Source organism: Kineococcus halophytocola (assembly GCF_041276425.1).
GTDB classification, from domain to species: domain Bacteria; phylum Actinomycetota; class Actinomycetes; order Actinomycetales; family Kineococcaceae; genus Kineococcus; species Kineococcus halophytocola.
This window is the reverse complement of sequence record NZ_JBGFTU010000001.1, coordinates 40711-65866: the sequence shown is the minus strand read 5'-3', so window position 1 is coordinate 65866 and position 25156 is coordinate 40711. Positions and strand designations below refer to the sequence as shown.

24 protein-coding genes are annotated in these 25156 nt (G+C 75.2%); 16 read left to right on the top strand and 8 right to left on the bottom strand.

The window, feature by feature from the left end:
* Positions 1-3 precede the first annotated feature (3 nt).
* The 6 genes from AB2L27_RS00375 to AB2L27_RS00350 are packed head-to-tail and all read left to right on the top strand — an operon-like array spanning position 4 to position 7763.
* Positions 4-1386: a Stp1/IreP family PP2C-type Ser/Thr phosphatase gene (locus AB2L27_RS00375; protein WP_370439473.1), complete on the top strand. Its 1383-nt coding sequence runs from the start codon at positions 4-6 to the stop codon at positions 1384-1386.
* Positions 1386-2759, top strand: coding sequence for an FtsW/RodA/SpoVE family cell cycle protein (locus tag AB2L27_RS00370; RefSeq protein ID WP_370439472.1), 1374 nt, complete (start codon positions 1386-1388; stop codon positions 2757-2759). The genes AB2L27_RS00375 and AB2L27_RS00370 overlap by 1 nt, the downstream gene beginning before the upstream one ends.
* Positions 2756-4219, top strand: coding sequence for a peptidoglycan D,D-transpeptidase FtsI family protein (locus AB2L27_RS00365; protein ID WP_370439471.1), 1464 nt, complete (start codon positions 2756-2758; stop codon positions 4217-4219). The genes AB2L27_RS00370 and AB2L27_RS00365 overlap by 4 nt, the downstream gene beginning before the upstream one ends.
* Before the next feature lie 60 nt (positions 4220-4279).
* Positions 4280-6286: a Stk1 family PASTA domain-containing Ser/Thr kinase gene (pknB, locus tag AB2L27_RS00360; RefSeq protein WP_370439470.1), complete on the top strand. Its 2007-nt coding sequence runs from the start codon at positions 4280-4282 to the stop codon at positions 6284-6286.
* Positions 6283-7107, top strand: a complete 825-nt coding sequence (locus AB2L27_RS00355) for a metallophosphoesterase family protein (protein WP_370439469.1) — start codon at positions 6283-6285, stop codon at positions 7105-7107. The genes pknB and AB2L27_RS00355 overlap by 4 nt, the downstream gene beginning before the upstream one ends.
* Positions 7104-7763 (top strand): class I SAM-dependent methyltransferase, encoded by a 660-nt coding sequence (locus AB2L27_RS00350; protein ID WP_370439725.1) that lies wholly within the window; start codon positions 7104-7106, stop codon positions 7761-7763. The genes AB2L27_RS00355 and AB2L27_RS00350 overlap by 4 nt, the downstream gene beginning before the upstream one ends.
* A gap of 74 nt (positions 7764-7837) precedes the next feature.
* Here AB2L27_RS00350 and AB2L27_RS00345 read toward each other — a convergent pair whose 3' ends face one another.
* The 5 genes from AB2L27_RS00345 to AB2L27_RS00325 form a co-directional block, all read right to left on the bottom strand.
* The gene (locus tag AB2L27_RS00345; RefSeq protein WP_370439468.1) at positions 7838-7984 is read right to left on the bottom strand and encodes a hypothetical protein; all 147 of its coding nucleotides are present in this window, start codon (positions 7982-7984) and stop codon (positions 7838-7840) included.
* A 198-nt stretch (positions 7985-8182) separates the two neighbouring features.
* A complete protein-coding gene (locus tag AB2L27_RS00340) occupies positions 8183-9289 on the bottom strand; it encodes a thiolase family protein (protein WP_370439467.1) in 1107 nt (368 codons plus the stop codon).
* On the bottom strand, positions 9286-10425 hold the full coding sequence (locus tag AB2L27_RS00335) for an AMP-binding protein (protein WP_370439466.1): 1140 nt from the start codon (positions 10423-10425) through the stop codon (positions 9286-9288). The genes AB2L27_RS00340 and AB2L27_RS00335 overlap by 4 nt, the downstream gene beginning before the upstream one ends.
* Before the next feature lie 2 nt (positions 10426-10427).
* A complete protein-coding gene (locus tag AB2L27_RS00330) occupies positions 10428-11012 on the bottom strand; it encodes a biotin transporter BioY (protein ID WP_370439465.1) in 585 nt (194 codons plus the stop codon).
* Positions 11013-11057: 45 nt separating this feature from the next.
* Positions 11058-11441 carry a MarR family winged helix-turn-helix transcriptional regulator gene (locus AB2L27_RS00325; RefSeq protein ID WP_370439464.1) on the bottom strand — a complete coding sequence of 128 codons (384 nt, stop codon included), beginning with the start codon at positions 11439-11441 and terminating at the stop codon, positions 11058-11060.
* A gap of 100 nt (positions 11442-11541) precedes the next feature.
* Between AB2L27_RS00325 and AB2L27_RS00320 the strand changes: the two genes are divergently transcribed.
* The 9 genes from AB2L27_RS00320 to AB2L27_RS00280 all read left to right on the top strand — a co-directional run bounded on the left by AB2L27_RS00320 (position 11542) and on the right by AB2L27_RS00280 (position 19896).
* Positions 11542-12675, top strand: a complete 1134-nt coding sequence (locus AB2L27_RS00320) for a substrate-binding domain-containing protein (RefSeq protein WP_370439463.1) — start codon at positions 11542-11544, stop codon at positions 12673-12675.
* A 193-nt stretch (positions 12676-12868) separates the two neighbouring features.
* Positions 12869-14548: a purine-cytosine permease family protein gene (locus AB2L27_RS00315; protein WP_370439462.1), complete on the top strand. Its 1680-nt coding sequence runs from the start codon at positions 12869-12871 to the stop codon at positions 14546-14548.
* A gap of 64 nt (positions 14549-14612) precedes the next feature.
* A complete protein-coding gene (locus AB2L27_RS00310) occupies positions 14613-15272 on the top strand; it encodes an urease subunit gamma (RefSeq protein ID WP_370439461.1) in 660 nt (219 codons plus the stop codon).
* Positions 15265-16962 carry an urease subunit alpha gene (locus AB2L27_RS00305; protein ID WP_370439460.1) on the top strand — a complete coding sequence of 566 codons (1698 nt, stop codon included), beginning with the start codon at positions 15265-15267 and terminating at the stop codon, positions 16960-16962. Before AB2L27_RS00310 ends, AB2L27_RS00305 begins: the two co-directional genes overlap by 8 nt.
* Complete coding sequence (locus tag AB2L27_RS00300; protein ID WP_370439459.1) at positions 16962-17648, top strand: urease accessory protein UreF; 687 nt, start codon at positions 16962-16964, stop codon at positions 17646-17648. The genes AB2L27_RS00305 and AB2L27_RS00300 overlap by 1 nt, the downstream gene beginning before the upstream one ends.
* On the top strand, positions 17641-18348 hold the full coding sequence (gene ureG / locus AB2L27_RS00295) for an urease accessory protein UreG (RefSeq protein WP_370439458.1): 708 nt from the start codon (positions 17641-17643) through the stop codon (positions 18346-18348). The genes AB2L27_RS00300 and ureG overlap by 8 nt, the downstream gene beginning before the upstream one ends.
* Positions 18345-19070 carry an urease accessory protein UreD gene (locus tag AB2L27_RS00290; protein ID WP_370439457.1) on the top strand — a complete coding sequence of 242 codons (726 nt, stop codon included), beginning with the start codon at positions 18345-18347 and terminating at the stop codon, positions 19068-19070. The genes ureG and AB2L27_RS00290 overlap by 4 nt, the downstream gene beginning before the upstream one ends.
* A gap of 71 nt (positions 19071-19141) precedes the next feature.
* On the top strand, positions 19142-19339 hold the full coding sequence (locus AB2L27_RS00285) for a hypothetical protein (protein WP_370439456.1): 198 nt from the start codon (positions 19142-19144) through the stop codon (positions 19337-19339).
* 104 nt (positions 19340-19443) lie between these two features.
* Positions 19444-19896 (top strand): hypothetical protein, encoded by a 453-nt coding sequence (locus AB2L27_RS00280; protein ID WP_370439455.1) that lies wholly within the window; start codon positions 19444-19446, stop codon positions 19894-19896.
* Positions 19897-19910: 14 nt separating this feature from the next.
* Here AB2L27_RS00280 and AB2L27_RS00275 read toward each other — a convergent pair whose 3' ends face one another.
* Both AB2L27_RS00275 and AB2L27_RS00270 read right to left on the bottom strand, forming a co-directional pair.
* Positions 19911-20225 carry a hypothetical protein gene (locus AB2L27_RS00275; RefSeq protein ID WP_370439454.1) on the bottom strand — a complete coding sequence of 105 codons (315 nt, stop codon included), beginning with the start codon at positions 20223-20225 and terminating at the stop codon, positions 19911-19913.
* Between the two features lie 163 nt (positions 20226-20388).
* Entirely contained in the window at positions 20389-22647 is a 2259-nt protein-coding gene (locus AB2L27_RS00270) for a putative bifunctional diguanylate cyclase/phosphodiesterase (RefSeq protein WP_370439453.1), read from the bottom strand.
* Between the two features lie 225 nt (positions 22648-22872).
* Between AB2L27_RS00270 and AB2L27_RS00265 the strand changes: the two genes are divergently transcribed.
* Complete coding sequence (locus tag AB2L27_RS00265; protein ID WP_370439452.1) at positions 22873-23793, top strand: threonine/serine dehydratase; 921 nt, start codon at positions 22873-22875, stop codon at positions 23791-23793.
* A 15-nt stretch (positions 23794-23808) separates the two neighbouring features.
* Here AB2L27_RS00265 and AB2L27_RS00260 read toward each other — a convergent pair whose 3' ends face one another.
* Positions 23809-24891 (bottom strand): excalibur calcium-binding domain-containing protein, encoded by a 1083-nt coding sequence (locus AB2L27_RS00260; RefSeq protein WP_370439451.1) that lies wholly within the window; start codon positions 24889-24891, stop codon positions 23809-23811.
* Positions 24892-25156 lie beyond the last annotated feature (265 nt).

Below are 25156 nucleotides of genomic sequence, written 5' to 3'. Positions count from 1 at the left end.
CCCGTGGCCATCGCGCTGAACTACGCCGCGCGCTCGGACGTCGGACTGGGCCGCACCACCAACCAGGACTCCGGGTACGCCGGCCCGCACCTGCTGGTCGTCGCCGACGGGATGGGCGGGCACGCCGGCGGTGACGTCGCCAGCTCCCTGGCCGTCGGGGAGATGTCCTCCCTGGACGGGGAGTCGCACGGCAGCGACGACGCCGCCCAGCACCTGAGCGAGGCCATCGAGGCCGCGAACGAGCAGCTGCGCCGGCGCATCGAGGCCGAACCCGACCTCACCGGGATGGGCACCACGGTCACTGCGATCCTGCGGGCCGGGTCCCGGCTCGTGCTGGCGCACATCGGCGACTCGCGCGGGTACCTGCTGCGCGAGGGCCGGCTGACCCAGCTCACGAAGGACCACAGCTACGTCCAGACCCTCATCGACGAGGGCCGGATCAGCCCCGAGGAGGCCGAGCGGCACCCCCAGCGCTCGGTCATCATGCGCGTGCTGACGGGCCGGGCCGACGACGAGGCCGACGTCTCCGTCCGCGAGGCCCGGCCCGGTGACCGCTACCTGCTGTGCAGCGACGGGCTGTCCGGGGTCGTGAGCCACGACACCCTCGCCGAGACCCTCGCCGCCGGGGAGGACCCGGACACCACCTGTCAGCGCCTCGTCGAGCTCGCGCTGCGCGGCGGTGGGCCGGACAACATCTCCTGCGTCGTGGCCGACGTCGTCGAGCTCGGCGGCGGGGCACCGCCCTCGACGACCCCGCAGGTCGTCGGGGCCGCGGCGTTCCACCGCCCCCGCCGGTCCTCGGCCGCCGGGACCCCGGCCGCCCGGGCCGCCGCGCTGCGCGCCGCCCAGGACGAGTCCGGCGACGACGCGGAGGACGACGATCGCCCCGCGCTGACCGACCGCGAGCGCCGCCGTCGCCGCGCTCGCTGGATCGCCGGTCCCCTGCTGCTCGTCCTGCTGCTCGCCGCCGGCGGGTTCGGGGTGTGGCGGTGGAGCCAGCAGCAGTACTTCGTCGGTGACGACGACGGGACGGTCGCGATCTACCAGGGCCTCACGCAGGACGTGGGGCCGCTGAAGACCTCGCACGTGCTGCAGACCACCGGCATCGCGGTGGGCGACCTGTCGACGACGTGGTCGAACCGGGTCCGGGACCGGGTGAGCACCGACAGCCTCGCCGACGCGCGCGAGCTCGTCGCCAACCTGGAGGACAACGCGGCGGCCTGCCGCGCGGCGGTCGCGGCGACCACGCCCGCCCCCTCGCCGGCCACGAGCGCGACCCCGGACTACTCCGTCCCGAGCGCTGCGTCGCCCGGCTCGCCCACGAGCACCCCCACCAGTTCCCCGACCCAGACCCTGACCCCCGAGGACTGCGGAGGCGCCGGCTGATGGCCACCGTGCTGCCCGTCTACCCCACGACCCGGCGCAACGTCGAGCTCGCGCTCGTGGTGCTGGCCGTCGTCATCGCCGGCGGCGCCTGGGCCGTGACCGGGCTGACGGTCGAGGGGTCGCTGCCGCCGAACCTGTTCGCCTACGCGGGCGGTCTCGGTGGCCTCGCCGTCGTCCTGCACCTGCTGCTGCGGTGGCGGGCCAAGCACGCCGACCCGTTGCTGCTGCCGGTGGCGACCCTGCTCAACGGCATCGGGCTCGTGATGATCCACCGCCTCGACCTCGCGCTGGACTCCTCGGCGGCCTCGCGGCAGTTCACCTGGTCGGCCCTGGGGATCGTCATGGCCGGGGTGGTGCTGGTGTTCGTGCGCGACCACCGCATCCTGCGCCGGTACACGTGGACGGCGGCGGTCGCCGGTCTGGTCCTGCTGCTGCTGCCCCTGGTGCCGGGGCTGGGCCGCACCGTCAACGGGGCGCGCATCTGGATCGGGATCGGGTCGTTGTCGTTCCAGCCCGGGGAGCTGGCGAAGATCTGCCTGGCGGTGTTCTTCGCCGGGTACCTCGTCGTGCACCGCGACGCGCTGTCCCTGACCGGCAAGAAGGTGCTGTTCCTGCAGCTGCCGCGGGCGCGCGACCTCGGGCCGATCCTGCTGGCCTGGGTGGCGAGCGTCGGGATCCTCGTCCTGCAGCGCGACCTCGGGACGTCGCTGCTGTTCTTCGGCCTGTTCGTGGCCGTCCTGTACGTCTCGACCGAGCGCGTGTCGTGGATCGTGCTGGGGCTGCTGATGTTCTCCGCGGCGGCCGTGTTCGCCGCGACGACGATGAGCCACGTCCAGGCCCGCGTCGACATCTGGCTGCACCCGTTCACCGCCGAGAACCGCACCGGGTCCAGCTACCAGCTCGTCCAGGGGCTGTTCGGGATGGCCAACGGCGGGCTCACCGGGACCGGTCTGGGCGAGGGCCGTCCGCAGACGGTGCCGTACGCCAACTCCGACTTCATCTACTCCTCCCTCGGGGAGGAGCTCGGCCTCGTCGGCCTGTTCGCCGTGCTCGTCCTGTACGTCGTGCTCGTCGAGCGCGGGCTGCGCACGGCCATCGGCGTGCGCGACGGGTTCGGCAAGCTGCTGGCCGCCGGGCTCGCGTTCTCCGTCACGCTGCAGGTCTTCGTCGTCGTCGGCGGGGTCACCCGGGTCATCCCCCTGACGGGTCTGACGATGCCGTTCCTGGCCGCCGGCGGGTCCTCGCTGGTGTCGAACTGGATCGTCGTGGCGCTGCTGCTGCGCGTGTCGGACCTGGCCCGCCGCCCCGCCGCGGAGGTCCGCAACGGCCCCGAGGGCGACACCGGGGTGACCCAGGCGGTGAGGATCGCGTGAACCGACCGCTGCGCCGGCTGTCCCTCGTGGTGGCCTTCCTGTTCTTCGCGCTGTTCGCGTCCACGACGTGGGTCCAGTTCGTCTCCGCCGGCACGCTGAACGCGATGCCGGGCAACTCCCGGCAGCTGTACTCCGAGTTCGGCCGCGAGCGCGGGGCGATCCTCGTCCAGGGCGGGGCGGCGGTGGCCACGAGCCAGCGCGTGGACGACCCCTACGAGTTCCAGCGGACGTACCCGGCGGGACCGCTGTACGCGCCCCTCACCGGTTACTACTCGCTGCGGTACGGCACGGCGGGGATCGAGCGGGCCGAGAACGACGTGCTGTCCGGGTCCGCGGACGAGCTGTTCTACCGGAACCTCTCCAGCCTGCTGACGGGCGAGAAGCCCCAGGGCGCCGACGTCACGCTCACCCTGCAGCCCCGGGTGCAGCAGGCCGCGTGGGACGCCCTCGCCGGGCGCAAGGGGGCCGTGGTCGCGCTGGACCCCCGGACCGGGGACGTGCTGGCCATGGTGTCCAGCCCCAGCTACGACCCGAACACCCTCGCCACCCACGACGGCGCCGCGCAGGAGCAGGCGTGGACGCGGCTCAACGGCGACGAGGACGACCCGCTCGTGAACCGGGCGACGTCCGCGCTGTACCCGCCGGGGTCGACGTTCAAGCTCGTCACCGCGGCCGCGGCGCTGGAGAGCGGGGACTACACCGCCGACTCGGCGCTGGCCGGCCCGCAGGAGCTGGACCTGCCGCAGACGAGCAACACCCTCAAGAACGACGAGGGCACCGCGTGCGGTCCGAACGACCAGGTCTCCCTGGCCGACGCGCTGAAGATCTCCTGCAACACGGCCTTCGGCTGGCTCGGCGAGCAGCTCGGCGCGGACGCCCTGGAGGAGCAGGCGGGCAAGTTCGGGTTCGGGCAGTCGCTGTCCATCCCCACGTCGGTGGCCACGAGCCGCTACCCCACCGGCGACGACGTCGCCGGGCCGCTGCTGGCGTACTCCGCCATCGGCCAGGGCAGCGACGTCGCCACGCCGCTGCAGGTGGCGATGATCTCGGCGGCCATCGCCAACGACGGGGTCGTCATGAAGCCGAACCTCGTCGCGAAGGTCTCCGAGGCGGGCGGGTCCGGCAGCGTCATCGAGCAGCCCTCGCCGCAGGAGCTGGGCCGGGCCGTCAGCACCGGGACCGCCCGGACGCTGCAGCAGATGATGGAGCTCGTCGTGAGCCGGGGCACCGGGACGCGGGCACAGATCGACGGCGCCACCGTCGGCGGCAAGACCGGCACCGCGCAGCACGGGGTCGGGCTGCCGCCCTACGCGTGGTTCACCTCCTTCGCCGAGAAGGGCGACCGCGAGGTCGCGGTGGCCGTGGTCATCGAGGACGGCGGCACGACCGAGAGCGCCTACGGCGGGCGGTTGTCCGCGCCGGTCGCCAAGACGGTGATGGAGGCGGCGCTGGATGGCTGAGCCCAGGGCCCCCCGCGGGGCCGACCGCAGGCACACAGGACGCAGGGGACGGGGAGAGCAGTGACGGACACGACGACTGGCCACGGGGTGCCGGCGCCGCGCGTGCTCGGCGGTCGCTACGAGGTCGGGAACCTGCTCGGGCGCGGTGGCATGGCCGAGGTCCACGTGGCCCAGGACACCCGGCTGGGGCGGACCGTCGCGGTGAAGCTGCTGCGCTCCGACCTGGCCCGCGACCCCTCCTTCCAGGCCCGGTTCCGCCGCGAGGCCCAGGCCGCGGCCGGGCTGAACCACCCCGCGATCGTCGCCGTCTACGACACCGGCGCCGAGCACCTCACCGAGCACGGCGGGGGCCGCGTCGAGCTGCCGTGGATCGTCATGGAGTACGTGGAGGGTCGGACGCTGCGCGACATGCTGCGCACCGACCACCCGCTGGCGATCACCGACGCCCTGGCCTACACCGAGGGCGTCCTGGCCGCGCTGGAGTACTCCCACCGGATGGGCATCGTCCACCGCGACATCAAGCCCGCCAACGTGATGATCACGCCCGCGGGCGAGGTCAAGGTCATGGACTTCGGCATCGCCCGGGCCGTCAGCGACTCCTCCGCGACGCTGACCCAGACGTCGGCCGTCATGGGCACCGCCCAGTACCTGTCGCCGGAGCAGGCCCGCGGGGAGCAGGTCGACGCCCGCAGCGACCTGTACTCCACCGGCTGCCTGCTGTACGAGATCCTCACCGGCCGCCCGCCGTTCACCGGTGACGCCCCCGTGGCCGTGGCCTACCAGCACGTCTCCGAGCAGCCCCGGCCGCCGTCGGCGCTGGTGCCGGACATCCCCCCGGCCGTCGACAGCGTCGTGCTCATGGCCCTGTCGAAGGACCGCGAGCACCGCTACCAGAGCGCCGGCGACTTCGCCGACGACCTGCGCCGGGCCGTCGAGGGCCGCCCCCTGCGCGGGGCCAGCCTGCCGCCCACGGCCCAGGCCACCCAGCAGTTCGCCGCCGCCGCCCCCACGACCGTCACCCCGGCCGTCCCGGCGGGCCCGCCCACCGGGACGCTGCCGCGCGTCACCGAGGAGACACCCCCGCCGCAGGACCGGCCCCGGCGCTGGCCGTGGATCCTCCTCGTCGTCGCGCTGCTGCTCGGCATCGGCGCCGTCGTGTGGGCGCTGCAGAACACCGGCGACGACGGTGCCCCGCCCGCCGAGACCACGTCCTCGGCGCCGGCGACCGTCGCCGTGCCCGACCTCGTCGGCGCCTCGCAGGACAGCGCCGAGCAGCAGATCACCGACCTCGGTCTCACCCCGAACGTCACGCAGGCCGCGGACGACACCGTCGACGAGGGCGACGTCATCAGCACCGACCCCGAGGCCGGGACGCAGGTCGCGGTCGGCGGCACCGTGAACGTCGTCGTGTCCTCGGGCCCGGAGGCGGTGCAGGTGCCGAACGTGCGCGGGCGCTCGCAGGAGGAGGCCCGGCAGGCGCTGCGGCAGGCCGGGTTCGAGGTCGGCAACGTCAACACCGTCGACGACGCCTCCGTGGGCCGGGACCAGGTCGTCTCGACCGACCCGGCGATCGGTTCCTCGGTGCCCCGCGGCGCCACCGTCTCGATCGACGTCGCCAGCGGTCAGGTGACCGTCCCCGACGTCGTCGGGCAGTCGCAGTCGGACGCGCAGGAGAGGCTCAACGCCCTCGGGTTCAACGTCAACACCCGGGAGACGTCGGCCCAGAGCGACGCCGAACCCGGTTCCGTCGTGGACCAGAGCCTGGACGCGGGCACGCGGGTCGCCGCCGGGTCCTCCATCGACCTGGCGATCGCGGCCGAGCCGACGGCGACCAGCACCCCCACGTCCTCCCCGTCCGGTTCGCCGACCACCAGCCCGGAGGACTCCCCCACGGACTCGGCGGTGCGCCCGGGGGCCGACGCCGTCGTGGGGTCGGGCGTGGACTCCGCGGTGGGTTCCGGGGTGGGTCCCGGGTCCGGCCGGAACCCGAGGGCCGAGGCCGCGGGCCAGCGGGGCGAGTCCGCGCCCGGCCGGGGGCCGCAGGGTGAGGCCCGGGGCCTGCAGTGACGCGGATCCTGCACCTGTCCGACACGCACCTGCTGGCCGCGGGGGCGCTGCACAACGGCCTCGTGGACACCACGGCCGCCCTCGGGCACGTGCTGGAGTCGGTGCACGCCGTCGGCCCCCTCGACGCCGTCGTCGTCTCGGGCGACGTCTCCGACGACGGCACGACCGCCTCGTACGCGACGGCGCGCGCCCTCGTGGGTGAGTTCGCGGCCTCGCACGGGGCCGTCGCGGTGTTCGCGATGGGCAACCACGACACCCGCGAGCAGTTCACCGAGGTCCTGGGGCCCACCCGGTCCGTCCACGACGTCGACGGGTTCCGCCTCCTCGTCCTGGACTCCTCCGTGCCCGGCCGCGGGTACGGGTTCCTCGACCCCGACCAGCTCCACCGGCTGCGCACCGAACTGTCGGCCCCGGCCGCCCGCGGGTCGGCGGTGGTCCTGCACCACTCCCCCGTCCGCGCGCCGACGGTGCTGCACGAGGCGCTGCGCCTGCAGAACCCCGACGACCTGCTCTCCGCCGTGGCGGGAACCGACGTGCGGGTGGTGCTGTCCGGGCACTACCACCACCACGCCGCGCAGACGTACCCCTCCGGGCTGACCGCGCTCGTCGCCCCCGCGGTGGCCAACCGCAGCGACCCGTTCGCCGCGCACGGGCGGGAGCGGATCCTGCGCGGCCACGGCGCCCTGCTCGTGGACGTCACCGACGCGGGGGTGTTCTCCCGCGTGCTGTCGATCCCCTCCCCCGGCGACGGGGAGGAACTGTTCGTCCTGGACGAGGAGGCCGTGCAGCGGATCGCGGCCGAGGCCGGGGTTCCGCGCTGAGGGACCGGGTCCTCGCCCGGTGCGACGCGTTCAACGCGGCGCACCCCTGGGACCACGACGCGGCGTACCACGGGTGGATCGAACGGCGGTTGCCGCCGCGGTTCGGGTCCGCGCTCGACGTCGGCTGCGGGACGGGGGAGTTCACGCGCCGGCTGGCCCGTCGCGCCGACCGTGTGACCGGGATCGACGTCGATCCCGGGATCGTCCGCACGGCGGCGGAACCGTCCACCGGTCCCGGGATCGAGTTCCGCTGCGGCGACCTGCTGAGCGCGGACCTTCCCGGCCGGTACGACGTCGTCACCGCCCTCGCCGTGCTGCACCACGTCCCGCTGGAGGCGGGGCTCACGCGGTTGCGCGACCTCGTGGCGCCGGGCGGAACCCTCGTCGTCCTCGGTGTGCCGCGCGAGGCGGGGTTCCTCGACTCCGCTCTCGGCGTCGTCGCGGTTCCCGCGAACCTCCTCGTCGGCGCCGTGCGGACCCGGCGCAGAAGTTCCGCCGTTCGGCCCGTGGCCATGACCGCGCCCACCGCCCCCTCGACCGCGACGTTCCGGCAGGTGCGGGAGGTGGCGCGGCGGGTGGTTCCGGGGGCGCGGACCCGCCGGCACCTGTTCTGGCGGTACTCGCTGGTGTGGACGGCGGACGACGCCGGTTCCTGAACGGCGTCAGACCGCGAGGATCCTCCACGGCCCAGGTGCGGATCCCCCGACGGTTCCGCACCCGACCCGCGACGTCAGAAGACCCGCCGCCTGCTCCCGCCGATGGGGACGAGGTTCAGGACCAGGCCCACGACGATGAGCACTGCACCCACCCACACCAGCACGCTCAGCGACGAGACCAGCAGTCCCACGATCAGCAGGACGATGCCCAGGACGACCATGACAGTTCCTCCTCGAACTCCAGACAACCCGTGGTCACGAAAGTACTCCGCACGACGCGACGCGCCCGCCGAGATCGGTGTCGCCCCCCGCGCAGACCGAACATCACCCGAACGGGCTGACGGTGCCCCCGGAGGGGTTGCGCCTCCGCGGTGCGCGTCCTTCCGGCACCTCCTCGGGGACGACGCGGTGCCGGGACGTCACGCACCCGCGGACGCGGACCGGGCCCGGACGACGACGGCCACCCCCAGCCCGCCCCCGGCGGCGCTGACCGCGACCCCGACCCGCCCCGGGGCCAGCCCGCCGGCGAGGGCGACGAGCAGCGCCGCCCCCGTGGCGCCCCACGGGTGGCCGACGGCGAGCGCCCCGCCGTCGGGGTTCAGGCGCGGGTCCTCGTCCGCGAGCCCGAGGTCGCGCGAGCACGCCAGGACCTGGGCGGCGAACGCCTCCCCCACCTCGAACCGGTCCACGTCGGCGACGTCGAGGTGCGCGGCCCGCAGCGCCTCCCGGACGGCGGGGGCGGCCGCGGCCCCGGGCAGGGCGGGGTCGGCCCCGACGGCGGCGGTGCCGAGGACGGCCAGACCGCCCGCGCCCCACCGGTCCGCCGTCGCCGCGTCGAGGAGGGCGAGGCCGGCGGCACCGTCGGCGTGGGCGCTCGCGGTGGCGGCCGTGACCGTCCCGCCGAAGGCGGGCGGGAACCGGGCCACGACCTCCGGGCGCAGGACCCGCGGCCGGGCGTCGTGCTCGACGCCCGCGAGCGGGACGAACCGCTGCGCGGTGCGGCGGCGGGCGGCCAGGGCGCGGGCGTGGGAGCGGACGGCGAACGCCTCCTGGTCGGCGCGGGTGATCCCGAGGTGGGTGGCGAGGGTGTCGGCGGCCGGGCCCATGTCGGGGTCGGGCCAGTCGTCGGGGGCGAACGCGGCGCGGGGGACGACGCCGTCGCGGTGGCGGGCCGTGGTGCTCTCGGCGCCGACCGCGAGGACGGGCCCGGTGCCGGTGGCCGCGAGCGCCGCCGCGAACCGGACGGCGGCCAGGCCGCTGGCGCACTGGGCGTCGACGGTCGTGCCGGGGACGTGGGCACCCAGCCCGGCGGCGAGCGCGGCCCGGCGGGCGGGGTTGCCGTCGGCCGTCCCCACGCCCGCGACGACCTCGGCCACCGTGACGTCCTCCCCCGCCGCGCAGGCGGTGACGTCGTCCGCGAGCGCCGCGAGGACGGCGGCGGCGAGGTCGTGGTCGCGCAGCCCGGCGAAGGTGGTGCCCGCCGTGGCGAAGGGGGTGCGCCGGGCGGCGACGACGACGGCGCTCACCGTCCGCCCCCGGCGAGGCGCGCCACGGCGGCGCGGTCGGGTTCGCCCTTGCCGGTGCGCGGGACGTCACCCGTCGCGAGCCAGCGGCGGGGCCGGGCCGCCGGCGGCAGGGACCGGGTGGCCGCCCGCAGCGTCGCGGGCACCGCGTCCACCCCGACGACGACGGCGGTGACGACCTCCCCGAGCCGGTCGTGGGGTGTCCCGCAGACCACGACCTCGGCGCCGGGCGGGAGGTGGGGCCGCAGGGCGTGCTCGACCTCGGCGACGAGGACGGTGCTGCCGCCGCTGAGGACCGCACCGGGGCGGCCGAGGACGGCGAACCGGCCGGCCGGCAACGCCGCCCCGACGTCCCCGACACCGGCGAACGCGGTGCCCGCCACGGGGGTCGCGGTGCCCGTCGCGTCGAGCCGGGACCGGGCGAGGTACGGCGAGGCGACCTCCACGAGTCCGTCCCGGACGCGGACGGCGGCACCGGGGAACGGCGCGAAACCCTCGGCGGTCTCCACGGGACCCGGTGCGTGGCAGGCGATCCCGACGAAGGACAGCTCGGCGGCGCCGTAGTACTCCACGACCCGCCAACCGCGGTCGAGGGCGGACCGCCGCACCCGCGGGTCGAGCCCGGCGCCCCCGACGACGACCGTCCGCACGTGCGGGTGCTCGTGCCGTTCCAGGACGGCGGCCAGGACGGCGGGCACGACGTGCAGGACGGTGCTGTCCACCGGCGGGACCCGGCCGCCCGCCCCGGCGGTGCGGGCCCCGACCCGCAGCGCGTGCCAGCCCGCGTGCAGCGTCAGGGTGGACGCGCCCGGTCCGGCGGTCCCGACGACGTCGCCGGGTCCGAGGTCGAGGAGGTCGGCGAGGGGCCGGGCGGAGGCAGCCCAGGACGCCGAGGTCCGCACCACGGCCCGGGGCCGGGACGTGCTGCCGGAGGTGCTGAGGACGAGGTCGCCGGGGCCGACGTCACCGGCGGCGACGGCGCGACGGGTGGCCCGCAGCAGGTCGTCGCCGCCGGCGGGGTCGAGCACGAGGACGGGCGGGTGCGCGGGGTGGGACGTCGCCTCGGCCAGCGCCGCCGCCAGGTCCCCGTCGGCGCCGTCACCGGAGGTCAGGACGAGGAGTCCGTCGGCCCCCGTCACGCTCAGACCGGCGCGGTGGTGCGGCGGCGGCGCCGCGGCAGCAGCTCGGGACGGGCGCGGTGCACCCCGCCGGCCACGAACGCCGTCAGCACGGCCTTGAGCAGGTCGCCGGGCAGGAACACCGCGCTCGCCCACGCCGCGCTCACCGGCAGGTCGAGGATGAGCAGCTGCAGGGGCACCCCGATCGCGTAGACGACCCCGATGCCGCCGGCGACGGCGGCCGCGAAGAACCACTGCGGCCGGTCGCTGGGCCGTCGCTGGGCCAGCCACCCCGTGAGGGCCGCGCCCAGCGGCCAGCCCAGGAGGTAGCCGACGCTGGGCCCGGCGAAGACGCTGAGCCCACCGCGCCCCCCGGCCAGCACGGGCAGCCCGGCGGCGCACAGGACGAGCACGACGAGCACCGCGAACGCCCCCCGCCGGGCCCCGAGGAGGGCGCCGGCGAGCATGACGCCGAGGGTCTGGAGGGTGATGGGGACCTGGTTGCCGAACAACGGCAACTGCCCGGGCGCGCCCAGGACGACGATGACGGCGGCGAAGGTCGCGACGAGCGCGACGTCGCGGGAGGTCGAACGCTGCACCGGACGCATGAGGCGGAAGAGTAACCAGCCAGGAGCGTGCGCGGGCCGTTCTCGTCAGATGCGGTGGAGCCGCGCCACGGCCGCGACGCCCGCGTCGGCCCGCCGCAGGAGCTGGGCGCCGTCACGGGTGACGTGCAGGACGACGCGGCGCCGGTCCTGGGGGTCGAGCGCGCGGGCGAGGGACCCGTCGTCGACGAGGGCGTCGACGGCGCGGCTGGCGGTGGCCGGGGCGATGAGCAGGGCGTCGACGACGTCGCTCATCGAGGACCCGGGGACCTGGGCCACGTGCGCCAGGCAGCGCCACCGGTCGACGGTGAGCCCGGCGTCCCGCAGGACGTCGGCGAGCCCGGCCTGCACCGCGGCGGCGGCGCGGAGGTTCGCCAGGACCGCGCGCGAGACGCCCGGCGGCGCGGCGGCCTCCGGCTGGACCTGGGGCATGGATCCTCCGACGACCTCGGGAACCCCGGACGGGCGGGGTCGGTGTGGAATCGTGGCCAGCATGCCAGAGGGCCCGGACGGATCGGAGCGGCCCCACCAGGTGCCACCCGGACCGGTTCCCCCGCAGCGCGTGGCCTACCGGGTGGCCCTCGTCGTGCCGCGGCAGGGCCCGGCGGGCATGTTCGGCCCGTCCTGCCGCGCGGCCGCGCACCTCGCCGTGGAGGAGGTCGACGCCGCCGGAGGCGTGGCGGGCCGCCCGGTGCACCTCGTCGAGGTGGACGCGGGTGCGCCACCCGCCGAGGTGGCCCGTGCCGTGGCGGGTCTGGTGGGGCGTGGCGAGGTGGACGCCGTCGCCGGCTGGCACCTGTCCAGCGTCCGTCAGGCCCTCGCACCGGCCGTCGCGGGCCGCGTCCCGTACGTCTACGCCACCGCGTACGAGGGCGGGGAGGCCGGCGACGGCGTCGTCTGCACGGGGGAACTGCCCGGCGAGCAGGTCGTGTCCGCGCTGCGGTTCCTGCGGCGGGAGTTCGGGTGGCGCCGGTGGCTCGTCGTCGGGGACGACTACGTCTGGCCGCGGGCGACGGCCCGGGACGCCGCGGCGGTCCTCGCCGCCGAGGGGGTCGTCCTGCACGAACCCGTCTGGGTCCCCCTGGGCTGCACCGACGACGACGTGTGGACGCGGGTCGTCGCCGCCGTGGGGCGGCACGCCTCGGGCCCGACCGCCCCCGACGGGGTGCTCATGCTGCTCGTCGGGGCCGACGGCGTGCGGTTCAACCGCGCCTTCCACGCGGCGGGCCTGGACGCCGAGCTCGTCCGGTTCAGCCCGTTCATGGACGAGACGATGCTGCTCGGCGCCGGTCCGGAGAGCACCCGCGGGCTGTTCGCCTCGGCGGGCTGGTTCGCCGGGCTGACGTCCGCGGCGGCGCTGGAGTTCAGCGCGGGGTTCGGGCGGCACTACGAGCGGCTCGTCGGCGTCGGCGGTCTCGCGACCCCCTCACCCGGGACGATGGCGGAGAGCACCTACCTGGGGTTGCGGCTGCTGGCCGACGTCGGGCACCGCGCCGTCCCCGGCCCGCGCGACGTCGACGCGGCTCGGTCCGCGTGGGCCTGGGACACCCCGCACGGGACGGTGCGGCTGGACGCGGGCCGGGCGCACCACCGGGTCCACCTCGCGGTCGCGACGGGCGCGGAGTTCGAGGTCCTGGCGGACGTGACGACGGGCGAGGGCGGCTGACGGACGCGCCACCCGGGAACGATCGGGGTGTTACACCCGTGTTTCGCGACCGTTCCAGCGCCGTGAACATTCCAAACCCGTTGCAGGGCAACATAATCGACAGAGCCGGGCGATTGACCCGCCTGTCGGCGTGCCCCTAGGTTCGATTCGCTTCCACTTGGAAGCGTCCCCAGCCCTGGCCCGGAGGTCCGCGATGACCCACGACACCCGAGGCGCCCAGCCGGCCGCGCCCGGCACCGAGCACCTCAGCGCCGCCACCTCGGAGACCCTCGAGGACTACACGCTCCGCTTCGCCCCGCGCAGCTACCGGCGGTGGACGCCCGCCGTCGTCGCCACCTCCGCCCTCGGCGGGATCGCCTACCTCGCCGACTTCTCCATCGGCGCGAACATCGGCATCGCCCACGGGACCACCAACGCCCTGCTCGGCATCGCGGTCGCAGCCGTCGTCATCTTCGTCAGCGGGTTCCCGCTGGCCTACTACGCGGCCCGCTACAACATCGACCTCGACCTCATCACCCGTGGATCGGGTTTCGGGTACTACGGGTCGGTGGTCACCAACGTCATCTTCGCGACGTTCACCTTCATCTTCTTCGCCCTCGAGGGTTCCATCATGGCCCAGGGCCTGGAACTGGGTCTGGGCATCCCGAAGTGGATCGGCTACGCCGTCTCCACCCTCGTCGTCATCCCCCTCGTCGTCTACGGCATGAAGGCGCTGTCGACGATGCAGGTGTGGACGACCCCGCTGTGGCTCGTCCTCATGGTGATCCCGTTCGGATACCTCGTCGCCACCAACCCCGACAGCGTCGGCGAGTTCTTCGCCTACACCGGCCAGGACGGGTCCGGGTCGACCGTCAGCGTGGCGTCGGTGCTGCTGGCCGCCGGGGTCTGCCTCTCGCTCATCGCCCAGATCGCCGAGCAGATCGACTACCTGCGGTTCATGCCGCCCCGGACGGCCGAGAACGAGCGGCAGTGGTGGACCGCCGTCGTGCTCGCCGGTCCCGGCTGGGTCGTGTTCGGGGCGCTCAAGCAGGCCGTCGGCCTGTTCCTCGCCGTCTACCTCATCGCCCGGCTGGACCCGCAGGCCGCGGCGAACGCCAACGAGCCCGTCCACCAGTTCCTCGGCGTGTACGAGCAGATGGTGCCGGGCTGGCTGGCCATGACGCTGGCCGTCGTCCTCGTCGTCATCAGCCAGCTCAAGATCAACGTCACGAACGCCTACTCCGGTTCCCTGGCCTGGACGAACTCCTTCACCCGCGTCACCAAGCACTACCCCGGTCGCATCGTCTTCGTGGTCGTGAACCTGGCGATCGCCCTGACGTTGATGGAGGCGAACATGTTCGACTTCCTCAACACCATCCTGGGGTTCTACGCCAACTGCGCGATGGCCTGGGTCATCACGGTGGCGACCGACATCGTCGTCAACAAGCACCTCCTGGGGATCTCCCCGAAGGTCGCGGAGTTCCGCCGCGGGATGCTCTACCCCGTGAACCCCGTCGGCTTCGTGTCGGTCCTGCTGTCGGCGGGCCTGTCCATCGTCGTGTTCTTCGGGGGGTTCGGCCCGGGGGTGCAGCCGTACTCCCCCGTCGTGGCGGTCGTCCTCGCCGTCGTCTGCCCGCCCGTGCTCGCACTGGCCACCCGGGGCCGGTACTACCTGCGCCGCACCGACGACGGCCTGGACCTGCCGATGCACGACGCGGACGGCAACCCCTCCGGCGCGGTCCTCACGTGCCACGTCTGCCGCCAGGACTACGAGCGCCCCGACGTCACGGCCTGCCTCACCCACGACGACGTCGTCTGCTCCCTGTGCCTGAGCACCGACGCGGTCGGCGACCACGTCCTGCCGGCGGCCGGCGCCGTCCCGGCCCCCCGGTGACCTCGGTGCTCACCTCGTCCGGAGTCCTCGGCCTCCGCACCACGAAGGGCTAGTGTCCGCTCCCGTGAACATCAGTCCGGCCGACACCGAGAAGCTGCTCCTGGCGGTCGCGGGCATGGTCGCCCGCGACCGCCTGCAGCGCGGCGTGCTGCTGAACCACCCCGAGGCCGTCGCCCTCCTGTCGACCTGGGTCGTCGAACGCGCCCGCGAGGGCGCCCGCGTCGTGGACCTCATGGAGGCCGGCCGGCACGTCCTGCGCACCGACCAGGTCATGCCCGGGGTCGCGGAGATGCTGCACGACGTGCAGGTCGAGGCGACGTTCCCCGACGGCCGCAAGCTCGTCACCCTGCACCACCCCGTCACCGACGGCGGGACCGGCGGACCGGTCGAGGCCCCGGGTGCCGTGCGGGTCCGCCCCGGCACGGTCACCCTCAACGCCGACCGCACCGACGCCGAACGGCTCACCCTGCGGATCGAGAACACCGGGGACCGCCCCGTCCAGATCGGTTCGCACCTGCACCTGCCGGACGCGAACCCCGCGCTCCGCTTCGACCGCGCCGCCGCGCACGGGTTCCGCCTCGACGTCCCCTCGGGAACCTCGGTGCGGTTCGAACCCGGTGTCGAGCGCACCGTGGCCGCCGTGGCCCTGCGCGGCGAGCGCCGGGTCCCCGGCCTGCAGCCCGACCGCACGCACCTCGGCGAAGGAGGCCGTCTCGATGGTTGAGGTCGACCGCGCCGCGTACGCCGCGCTCTACGGGCCCACCACGGGCGACCAGGTCCGCCTGGGCGACACCGACCTGTGGATCGAGGTCGAGGCCGACCTCACCGCGGGCGGTGAGGAGGCCGTCTTCGGCGGCGGGAAGTCCATCCGCGAGTCCATGGCCCAAGGCACCACGACCCGGGCGCAGGGCGCCCCGGACACCGTGGTCACCAACGCGATCGTGCTGGACCACACCGGCGTCTACCGCGCCGACGTCGGCATCCGCGACGGGGTCGTCTGCGGCATCGGCCGCGCGGGGAACCCCGACGTCGCCGACGGGGTCCACCCGGCGCTGCGCATCGGCCCGTCGACCGACGTCGTCTCCGGCGAGGGCCGCATCCTCACCGCCGGCGGCATCGACACCCACGTGCACCTCATCTCCCCCTCCCAGGTCCACGAGGCCCTGGCGGCGGGGATCACCACGATCGCCGGGGGCGGCACCGGGCCCAGCGAGGGGACGAAGGCCACGACGGTCACCCCCGGCGCGTGGCACCTGGCGAACACCCACCGCGCCCTGGACGACCTGCCCGTCAACGTCCTGCTGCTCGGCAAGGGGAACACCGTCTCCGCGGCGGGCCTGGCCGAGCAGGCCCTCGCGGGCGCGGCCGGGTACAAGGTCCACGAGGACTGGGGGTCGACGCCCGCCGCCATCGACGCCGCCCTGCGCGCCGCGGAGGAGTTCGGCCTGCAGGTGGCCCTGCACTCGGACTCCCTCAACGAGGCCGGGTACGTCGACTCCACGATCGCCGCCATCGCGGGGCGGTCGATCCACGCGTTCCACACCGAGGGCGCCGGCGGCGGGCACGCGCCCGACATCATCACCGTCGCGGGACTGCCGCACGTCGTCCCCGGCTCGACGAACCCGACGCTGCCGCACACGGTGAACACCGTCCCCGAGCACCTCGACATGCTCCTGGTCTGCCACCACCTGAACCCGGCCGTGCCCGAGGACCTCGCGTTCGCCGAGTCGCGGATCCGCGCGACGACCATCGCGGCCGAGGACGTCCTGCACGACCTCGGCGCGCTGTCGATCACGAGTTCGGACGCGCAGGCCATGGGCCGCATCGGGGAGGTCATCACCCGCACCTGGCAGGTCGCGCACGTCATGAAGCTCGCCCGCGGCGGGATGGACGCGCGCGCCGACAACGAACGCGCGAAGCGCTACGTGGCGAAGTACACGATCAACCCCGCCATCGCCCACGGCATCGACCACCGCGTCGGGTCGGTCGAGGTGGGCAAGCTCGCCGACCTCGTCCTGTGGGACCCGGCGTTCTTCGGCGTCCGGCCCTCGGTCGTCCTCAAAGGCGGTGCGCTCGTGCTCGGGGCGCTGGGTGACCCGAACGCCTCGATCCCCACCCCCCAGCCGGTGCTGCTGCGCCCGGCCCTGGCCCACCCGGTCGGAGCCGACGTCTCGATCAGCTTCGTCTCCCCCGCAGCGCTGGCCGACGGGCTGGAGGGGCGGCTCGGGTTGCGGCGCAGGCTGGAAGCGGTGCGCGACACCCGGTCGGTGGGCAAGGCGCAGATGGTGCACAACGACGCCCTGCCCCGCATCGAGGTCGACCCGGAGACGTTCGCCATCGTCATCGACGGCGACCTCGTCGAACCCGCGCCGGCCGTCGAACTGCCGCTGGCCCAGCGGTACCAGTTGTTCTGATGGGTTCCCCCGACCTGCTGCTGGCGCTGCTGGCCGACGCGCGGCTGCCCGTGGGCGGGCACACGCAGTCGGCCGGCGTCGAACCCGCCATGACGCACGGCGGTCTGACCGCGCAGGACGTGCCCGCGTTCGTCGCGGGGCGCCTGCGCACCGTGGTGGCCGTCGAGGCGGGCACGGCCGTCGTCTCCCGCCACCACGTCCTCGCCGGCGCCGACCTGGCCCGCGTCCACCGCGCGTGGGCGGCGCGCACGCCGTCGGCCCCGCTGCGCGCGGCGTCGGAAACCCTCGGCCGCGGCTACCTCCGGCTCGCCCGGACCCTGTGGCCCGACCCCCCGCACCTCGACGGGGGCTGGGCCGGGTTCGAGCGGACGTGCGGCCGGACCCCGCCGCGCCCGCTCGTGCTCGGCGCGCTCGCCGCGGTCGCCGGCCTCGACGCCGGACGGCTCGTGCGCTTGTGCGCCCACGAGGACGTCGCCACCGCCGCCGCCGCGGTGCTCAAGCTCGACCCCCTCGACCCGCTGGTCGCCACCGGCTGGGTCCTGCGCGCGCACGACGCCGTGGAGGACCTCGTCGACCGCTGCGCCCGGCTCACCGACCCCGACGAGGTCCCGGCCACCGCGGCCCCGCTCGTCGAGCAGTTCTCCCTCCAGCACGCCACGACGAGACAGAGGTTGTTCCATGCCTGACCCGACCCGAAACCCGACCCGGGCCCTGCGCCTCGGCATCGCCGGCCCCGTCGGCACCGGCAAGAGCTCCCTCATCGCGCTGCTGTGCCGGGAACTGCGCGACACCCACCGCCTCGGGGTCATCACCAACGACATCTACACCGACGAGGACGCGCGGTTCCTGCGTTCCGAGGGCGTCCTGGAACCCGAACGCATCCGGGCCGTCGAGACCGGCGCGTGCCCGCACACCGCCATCCGCGACGACGTCACCGCCAACCTGTCGGCCGTCGAGGACCTCGAGCACGACTTCGACCCCCTCGACGTCGTGCTCGTGGAGTCCGGCGGGGACAACCTCACCGCGACGTTCTCCCCCGCGCTGGTCGACGCGCAGATCTTCGTCCTCGACGTCGCCGGCGGCGGTGACGTCGCGCGCAAGGGCGGCCCGGGCATCGGCCGCGCGGACCTGCTCGTCGTCAACAAGACCGACCTCGCCCCGCACGTGGGCGTCGACGTCGAGCGGATGCGGGCCGACGCGCTCGCGGCCCGCGACGGCCGCCCCGTCATCGCCCTCTCGCGCGCGGACCGCACCTCGATCGACGCGCTGACCGGCTGGCTGGACGGGGTGCTCACGAGCTTCCGGGCCGGGGAGCACTCCCCCGTCGACCCCGGTCCGATGGCCCCGCACTCCCACGCCGACGGCACGGTGCACACGCACGCGTGAGCACCCGCGTCGTCGTCCGCGTCGACGGCGCCCTGGAGCTGGGCGTCGGAGCACTGGCCCCGAAGGTGCTGCAGCGCAGCCGGTCGCACGCCCGCGTCGCGCTCGTCGGGACGCGGGCCCTCCTGCTGGCCGGAGACCGCGTCGACGTGCACGTCGAGGTGGCCGCCGGGTGCTCGCTGGAGCTCGTCGAGGTCGCCGCGACCGTCGCCCACGACGGTCGCGGCGGTCCGCCCGCCCGCTGGCGCACGACCGTCGACGCCGGCCCGGGGGCCCGGGTCGTCTGGGACGCGCAGCCCCTCGTCGTCGCCACGGGGGCCGACGTGGACCGGTCCGTGCGGATCGACCTCGCGGCGGGGGCCGTCGTCGCGCTGCGCGAGGACGTCGTCCTCGGCCGGACCGGGGAGGCCGGCGGCCGCCTCCGCGCCCGGACGCACGCCCGGCTGGACGGGGAGGACCTGCTGGTCGAGGACCTCGACCTGCGCGACGACGTCCTGCGCCGCTCCCCGGCCGTCCTCGGCGCCTCGCGCCGGCTGCGGACCGTCACCGTCCTGGGGCGTCGCACGGGTGAGGAGTCCGCCGCGGCCCTGCAGCTGGACGGCCCCGGGACCCTCCTGCGCGACGTCCTCACCCTCGACGCCACCCCGGACGGCACCCCGACGGACGTGGACCGGTGCTGGGAGGTGGTGCGGGCCGACCTCGCCCGGGAGTCGTCCTGGGGCTGACCTCGCCGCAGGGGTACCGCTCCGGGCCGTCCCGTGCGACCGTGGAACCACTCGCCGTAGAGGAGCAGGTCATGGGTTCGGTCACCGTCGTCCTCGTCACGCTGGTCGTCTCCGCGCTCGTCCTCGTCGCGCTGATCGTCACCCTGCTGGTGCGCGACCGTGGCCGGGACAGGTCCGCCCGGGACGTGCCGCACCGCGGCGACTGGGACCTGGCCGGGTCCGTGCCGATGGCGCACCGCCGCGGTGGCGGGTCCCCCTCCGGCAGCTGACCCCGGCGTCACCGCGGTCTCCACAGGCCTCGTCCCCGCCCCCGGGGGCGTCCGGCTGTGGACGACGGCCGGGGCGTCCCGGCGCCCGGCCGCAGGCTGGCGCCGTGTCGAACCCCCACCCCACCCTGCTGCGTCCCGTCCGCACCCCCGAGGAGCTCACCGCGCGGTGGGAGTTCCTCGCCGCGCTGGGGCACGACCCCGAGGACCGCGACGAGGACCGGGACGAGGACCGCGACGGGGACGGTGCGGACCTGCTGATCCAGCTCTTCGACCCCGCCGGGCACCAGCAGGGGTTCCTCGTCGCCGTGGAGGGCGTCCGGCCCGAACCCGACGAGGAGCTGACCGGCAACCTCGCCGGGGTCCTGGCCCACCTGCTGACCCTGGAGACGGCCGGTGCGGGGACGGTCGCGCTCGCCCTGGCCCCGCACGTGGCCCGCGACGTCGTCGCCGGTGACCTGGTGTGGGGTCAGGCGCTGGTGTCGGCCTGTCGCGGCGAGTCCGTCGCGGTGCTCGGCGTGCACCTGCTCACCGGCGGACGCGCCCACCGGCTGCTGTGAGGGCCCGCGGCGCGTCAGCCGACGGGGGTGGCGGGGGCGGTGGCGGGGGCGGGGCGCGGCTGCTGGCGCGGGTTGGGCCGGCGGACCGCCTCCTGCATCGTCATCCCGCTGATGGCGTCGCACAGCTCCGGCAGGGACTCCAGCACCTGCTCGGCGATCTCCAGGGAGACGGCCTGGGGCGACAGGATCGTCACGGTGACCTTGCCGCGGCTGCTCGGTCCCTGGGACACGAAGCACCCGGGGACGCGCTCGGAGATCCCGGAGATGAAGCCGTTCAGGTCGCGCACGCCGATCGGCCTGGTCGTCTCGATGGCCAGCACAGTCTTCATCGCGCTCCTCCGCAGGGTGTGGCGGTGGACGGCCGCGGCCGGGTGGCCGGGGTCCACGTCGTCGGGCTCGTCGTCGGTCGGGTCACGGTGACCCGCACGGGCGTCTCACCTCCCCTGCTGTGTCGGCACGAACCCCACCGCGCCACACCGACCGTCGCCCGAATCACCCTGAACGGACCAGCGCCCCCGGGGCACCGGGGGCGGTGCCCCGCCGCGCGGCGCACCACGCCTCGAACTCCGGCGCCGGCAACGGGCGGGCGTGCAGGAAGCCCTGCGTCTCGTCGCACCCCAGGGCGGTGAGTGCCGCGAGGGTCGCCTCGTCCTCGACGCCCTCGGCGACGACCCGCAGCCGCAGGGCGTGGGCCAGGCCGATGGTGTGGGCGATGATCGCGGCCGCCCGCGGGTCGGCGAGCAGGTCGGCGGTGAACGAGCGGTCCAGCTTCAGCTCGCTGACCGGGAGCTGGCGCAGCTGCGTCAGCGAGGAGTAGCCGGTGCCGAAGTCGTCGATGCTGCCCTGCACCCCGAGGGCGCGCAGCGCCTCCACGACCGCCAGGCTGCGGTCGGGTTCGCGCAGCAGGGCCGTCTCGGTGACCTCCAGGACCAGGGAGGTGGCCGGGACCTCGTGGTGCGCCAGCAGCGCCGCGACCATCGCGGGTAGCGAGACGTCCAGCAGCGTGCCCGCCGACAGGTTCACCGACACCCGGACCAGCAGACCGCGGCGGCGCCAGAGCGCCTGCTGCGCCACGCTCTGGCGCAGCACCTCCCGCGTCACCGCGTCCATGAGGCCGTGCGTCTCGGCCAGCGGCAGGAACTGCGCGGGCGCGAGCAGGCCACGGACCGGGTGCTGCCACCGCACCAGCGCCTCGACCCCGGCCAGGGTCCCGTCGCCGGTGTGCAGCTGGGGTTGGAAGTGGACGCGGAGCTGACCGGCGGTGATGGCGTGGCGCAGCTCGGTCACCGTCGACAGCAACCCCTGCGTGTCCCCGTGGCGGTCGGGGTCGAACGTCACCACGGACGCGCCCGTCCGCTTCGCGTCGTACATCGCGCTGTCCGCCCGGCGCAGCAGGAAGGCCGCGTCGGCGAGCTGCTCCCTCTCACCGTCGGTGTGCGGGCAGGCCGCCGTCCAGGTCGCGCGGCCCACGCTGAGGTCAGCGTGGACGCTGATCCCGCCGACGGGGAACGGTTCGCGCTGGACGTTCTCGAGCACGGCCAGCACGCGCTCGCCCGGGGCGCCGTCGTCGCTGACGACCACGAACTCGTCCCCGCCGAGGCGGGCGAAGAGGGCCGTCGCCGGCAGTTCCGGTGCGATGCGCTGGGTGAGCATCTGCAGCAGCGCGTCCCCGGCCCCGTGCCCGAGGCCGTCGTTGACCTCCTTGAAGTGGTCGAGGTCGACGACGAGCACCTGCACGCCCGGGGCCGGCCCGCCGGGGCCGGCCCCCGGTCGGCGCTGGAGGAGGAGGGCGTCGAGGTGGCGCAGGAGGGCCCGGCGGTTGGCGATGCCGGTGAGGTCGTCGGTCAGGGCCTCCCGCCGGCTCACCGCGAGCTGAGCGAGCTCGAAGAGGTTGACCAACAGCCGCACGCTCGACCCGAGCACGCCGAGCAGGGCGCACAGGGCGAGCGCGCCGGGGGCGCCGATCAGCAGCCCCACGGTAGTGGTCGCCAGTCCCGCGCTGACGACGAGGAAGGAGCCGATGGTGGACTTCACGGGGTCGGAGGTCTGCGTCGGCTCGAACCGGGGCCGGAGCACAGCCGCCCCGGCGAGCGCCAGCAGGCCGGCGGCCCACAGCGGCAGCGCCCACGCCGGGTGGGCGCCGGCGTCCAGGAGCGCCGCCACGCCGCCCGCCCCGGTCAGGACGTAGGTGGTGAAGACCAGCCAGACCCGCACGTCGCGGTGCAGCCGGGCGGTGAAGGCCGCCGTCAGCGCGGCACCGAGCAGCACGACCCCGCAGGCGTTCTGCAGGACGAGCAGCTGCACGGGCCACGGCGAGGGGACCAGCAGGGGGCCCGTGCCCCCCGTGCCGGGCGTCAGGACGAACCCGAGGGCGGCGGTCACGACGAGCACCGCGCTCCCCCCGTTCAGCAGGTCGTCGGGGTCCACCCCAGCGCTGCGCCGGCTCCACCGGACCAGCGCGCGGTAGGCCAGCGGGAAGGTGAGGACCGCGCAGACCGCGCTGGGCACGGCCGCGGAGGACCGCAGCGCGGGTACGACGGTGAAGGCCGCGCTGGAGACCGCCCCGACCCCGTGCAGCAGGCAGCCCCAGCTGAACATCTGCCACACGAGACGTTCCGCGGTCGCGGTCCGGGCCCGCCACACCAGCACCCGCCAGGTGGACGCCACGGTCACCAGAGCCAGCAGCAAGCGCAGCGGGGCCCACGGGCCGTCGCCGGTGAACGCCAGCAGGACCTGGGCCGATGCGCTCACCGCCAGCAACCCGAGCGCCACCACCGGGACCCGGTCGTCCCGCTCGACCGGGCCGGGACGGTCGGTGACGAGGGGACGCAGGGCGCGGCGGGAGCGCGGAGGTGGCACACGGGTGTGTCGGCGCAGGGGTCCACGTCGGTGAGGTCGGCGGTCCGGAATCACCCGATGCGCCCAGCCTCGCGGGCCGTCGAGGACCACCGCCGCCGGGGCGGGCAGGATCGCGGGATGCACACCCTCACCGCCGCCGACGTCCACGCCGCGGCCGACCGCACCGCCGGCCGCGTGCTGCGCACCCCCGTCCTGCAGGTGCAGACCGGGTGGTGGCTGAAGCTGGAGCAGCTCCAGCACACCGGCACCTTCAAGGCCCGCGGCGCCTTCAACCGGCAGCTGGCCGCGCGCGAGCGCGGTGAGCTCGACCCGGCCCGTGGGGTCGTCACCGCCTCGGGCGGGAACGCGGGCCTGGCCCACGCGCACGCCGCCGCCGAGCTCGGGGTCCCCGCGACGGTGTTCGTCCCCGAGACCGCCCCGGCGGTCAAGGTGCGCAGGCTGCGGGCCCTGGGGGCCGACGTGCGACCGGTGGGGACCGAGTACGCCCGCGCCCACGAGGCCGCGGTGCGGTTCGCCCGGGAGCGGGGTGCGGTGTTCTGCCACGCCTACGACCAGGTGGAGGTCGCCGCCGGGGCGGGCACGCTGGCCCTGGAGATTGCCCAGGACGTGCCCGGCCTGGACACGGTCGTGGTCGCCGTCGGCGGGGGCGGGCTGTTCGCCGGGGTGGCCGCCGCGCTGGAGGGGTCGGTGCGGGTCGTCGCGGTCGAGCCGGAGAGCGCCCCCACCCTGCACGCCGCCCTGGCCGCCGCCGAACCCGTCGACGTCGCCGTGTCCGGGGTCGCGGCGGACTCCCTCGGCGCCCGGCGCGTCGGGGACCTCGGGTTCGACCTCGCCCGGCGCACCGGACCCGTCAGCCTGCTTGTCGACGACGACGCGATCCGCGCGGCACGGCAGGACCTGTGGTCGCGGTTCCGCGTCGTCGCCGAGCACGGCGCGGCGACCGCGTGGGCCGGGCTGGCCTCCTACCGGCCCGCGACGGGGGAACGGGTCGCGGTCGTGGTGTGCGGGGCGAACACGGACCCGAGCGACCTGCGCTGAGCGCGCCCCAGGCACCTACTCGCAGGCGATGCCGTCCCCGTCCCGGTCGAGACCGGGCCGGTAACCGGGCTCGCCCCTGTACAGCGGGGCGACTCCCGCCGCCCGGGCTGCGGCGCAGTTCGCGTAGTACGTCCCGGTCGGCGGCGCAGGAGCGGGGGCCGGAGCGGGCGCCGGGGCCGGAGCCGTCACGGACCCGATCGTCCGGTTGACCAGGGCTCCGGTCGCCTCCGACCACTCGATGAAACCGTGCTGGAAGTCGACGCGGCGACCGCCGGGCACGTCGTGCTCGTCGCTCACGGGGTACCCGAGGCGCCCACCCTCGTACCCCGTCGACCCGTAGGCCGCCAGGAGGTTCCCGCACAGGGCGTGCGCGCCCGACACCGGGGACCAGTAGGCCGTCCCGCCCTGGAACCGCTGGTACACCCCGCTCGCGACGCTCGGCAGTTCCTGCGTCGCCGGGTACCCGAGGCAGCCGTTCTCGTAGCCGAACCGACCGTAGAGGTCGCGGAACGAGCCGGACACGGTGTGCGCGCCCGTCGCCGGCGACCAGTAGGCCACCCCGCCCTTGAAGAGCTGGAACACCCCACCGCGGACCGGGACCTCCTGCGAGGTGGGGTAGCCGAGGAACCCGTTCTCCCAGCCCAGGTCGGCGTACAACCCGAGGAACGCACCGGACACCGAGTGCGCCGCGGTGGCGGGCGACCAGTAGAGAGTGCCGCCCTGGTACTGCTGGAACACCCCGCCGCGAGCGGCGGAACCCTCTCCGGACGTCGGGTACCCGAGGAACCCGTTCTCCCACCCCGTCGAGGCCCACAGGTCGCGGAAGGACCCCGAGACGTCCCACGCGCCCGTCGCCGGGCTGACGTACACGGCACCGTCGCGGAACGTCGCGAAGCTGCCTGTCGCCGTCGGCTGCTCGCACGCCGCGACCGGGCCCAGGGCGCCCGTCGCTCCGCCGAGCTGGTCCCAGCGCGCCTGCACCGCCGGCTGGAGGCAATCGGCGGCCTGCGCCGCACCTGCCGCCAGGACCGTTCCTCCCGAGAGCCCCGTGAACCCGGTGAGCAGCGCCACCGCCGTCACGACCGTCCGTCCTCGCACGTCATCCCCCTCGCTCTGGCGCCACCCCGTAATGACCAGTCGACGCACAGTAGCGCTCTGCGGTGGAACGGCGCTGCCGACGAGCCTCGACTCCCGACAGTCGCATCTTCGGGCCGGTCCAGGTCTGACGGTTCGGCGCGCGGCTCGACGCGCATCCCCGTCGCCAGCGGACCGCCGGTGGCCAGGTCGTCGTGGTGGGGACCACTGCCTCCGGGTACCAGGAGCACCTCCTCCCAGCGTGGTCTCCGTTCCGGGACGGAGACCA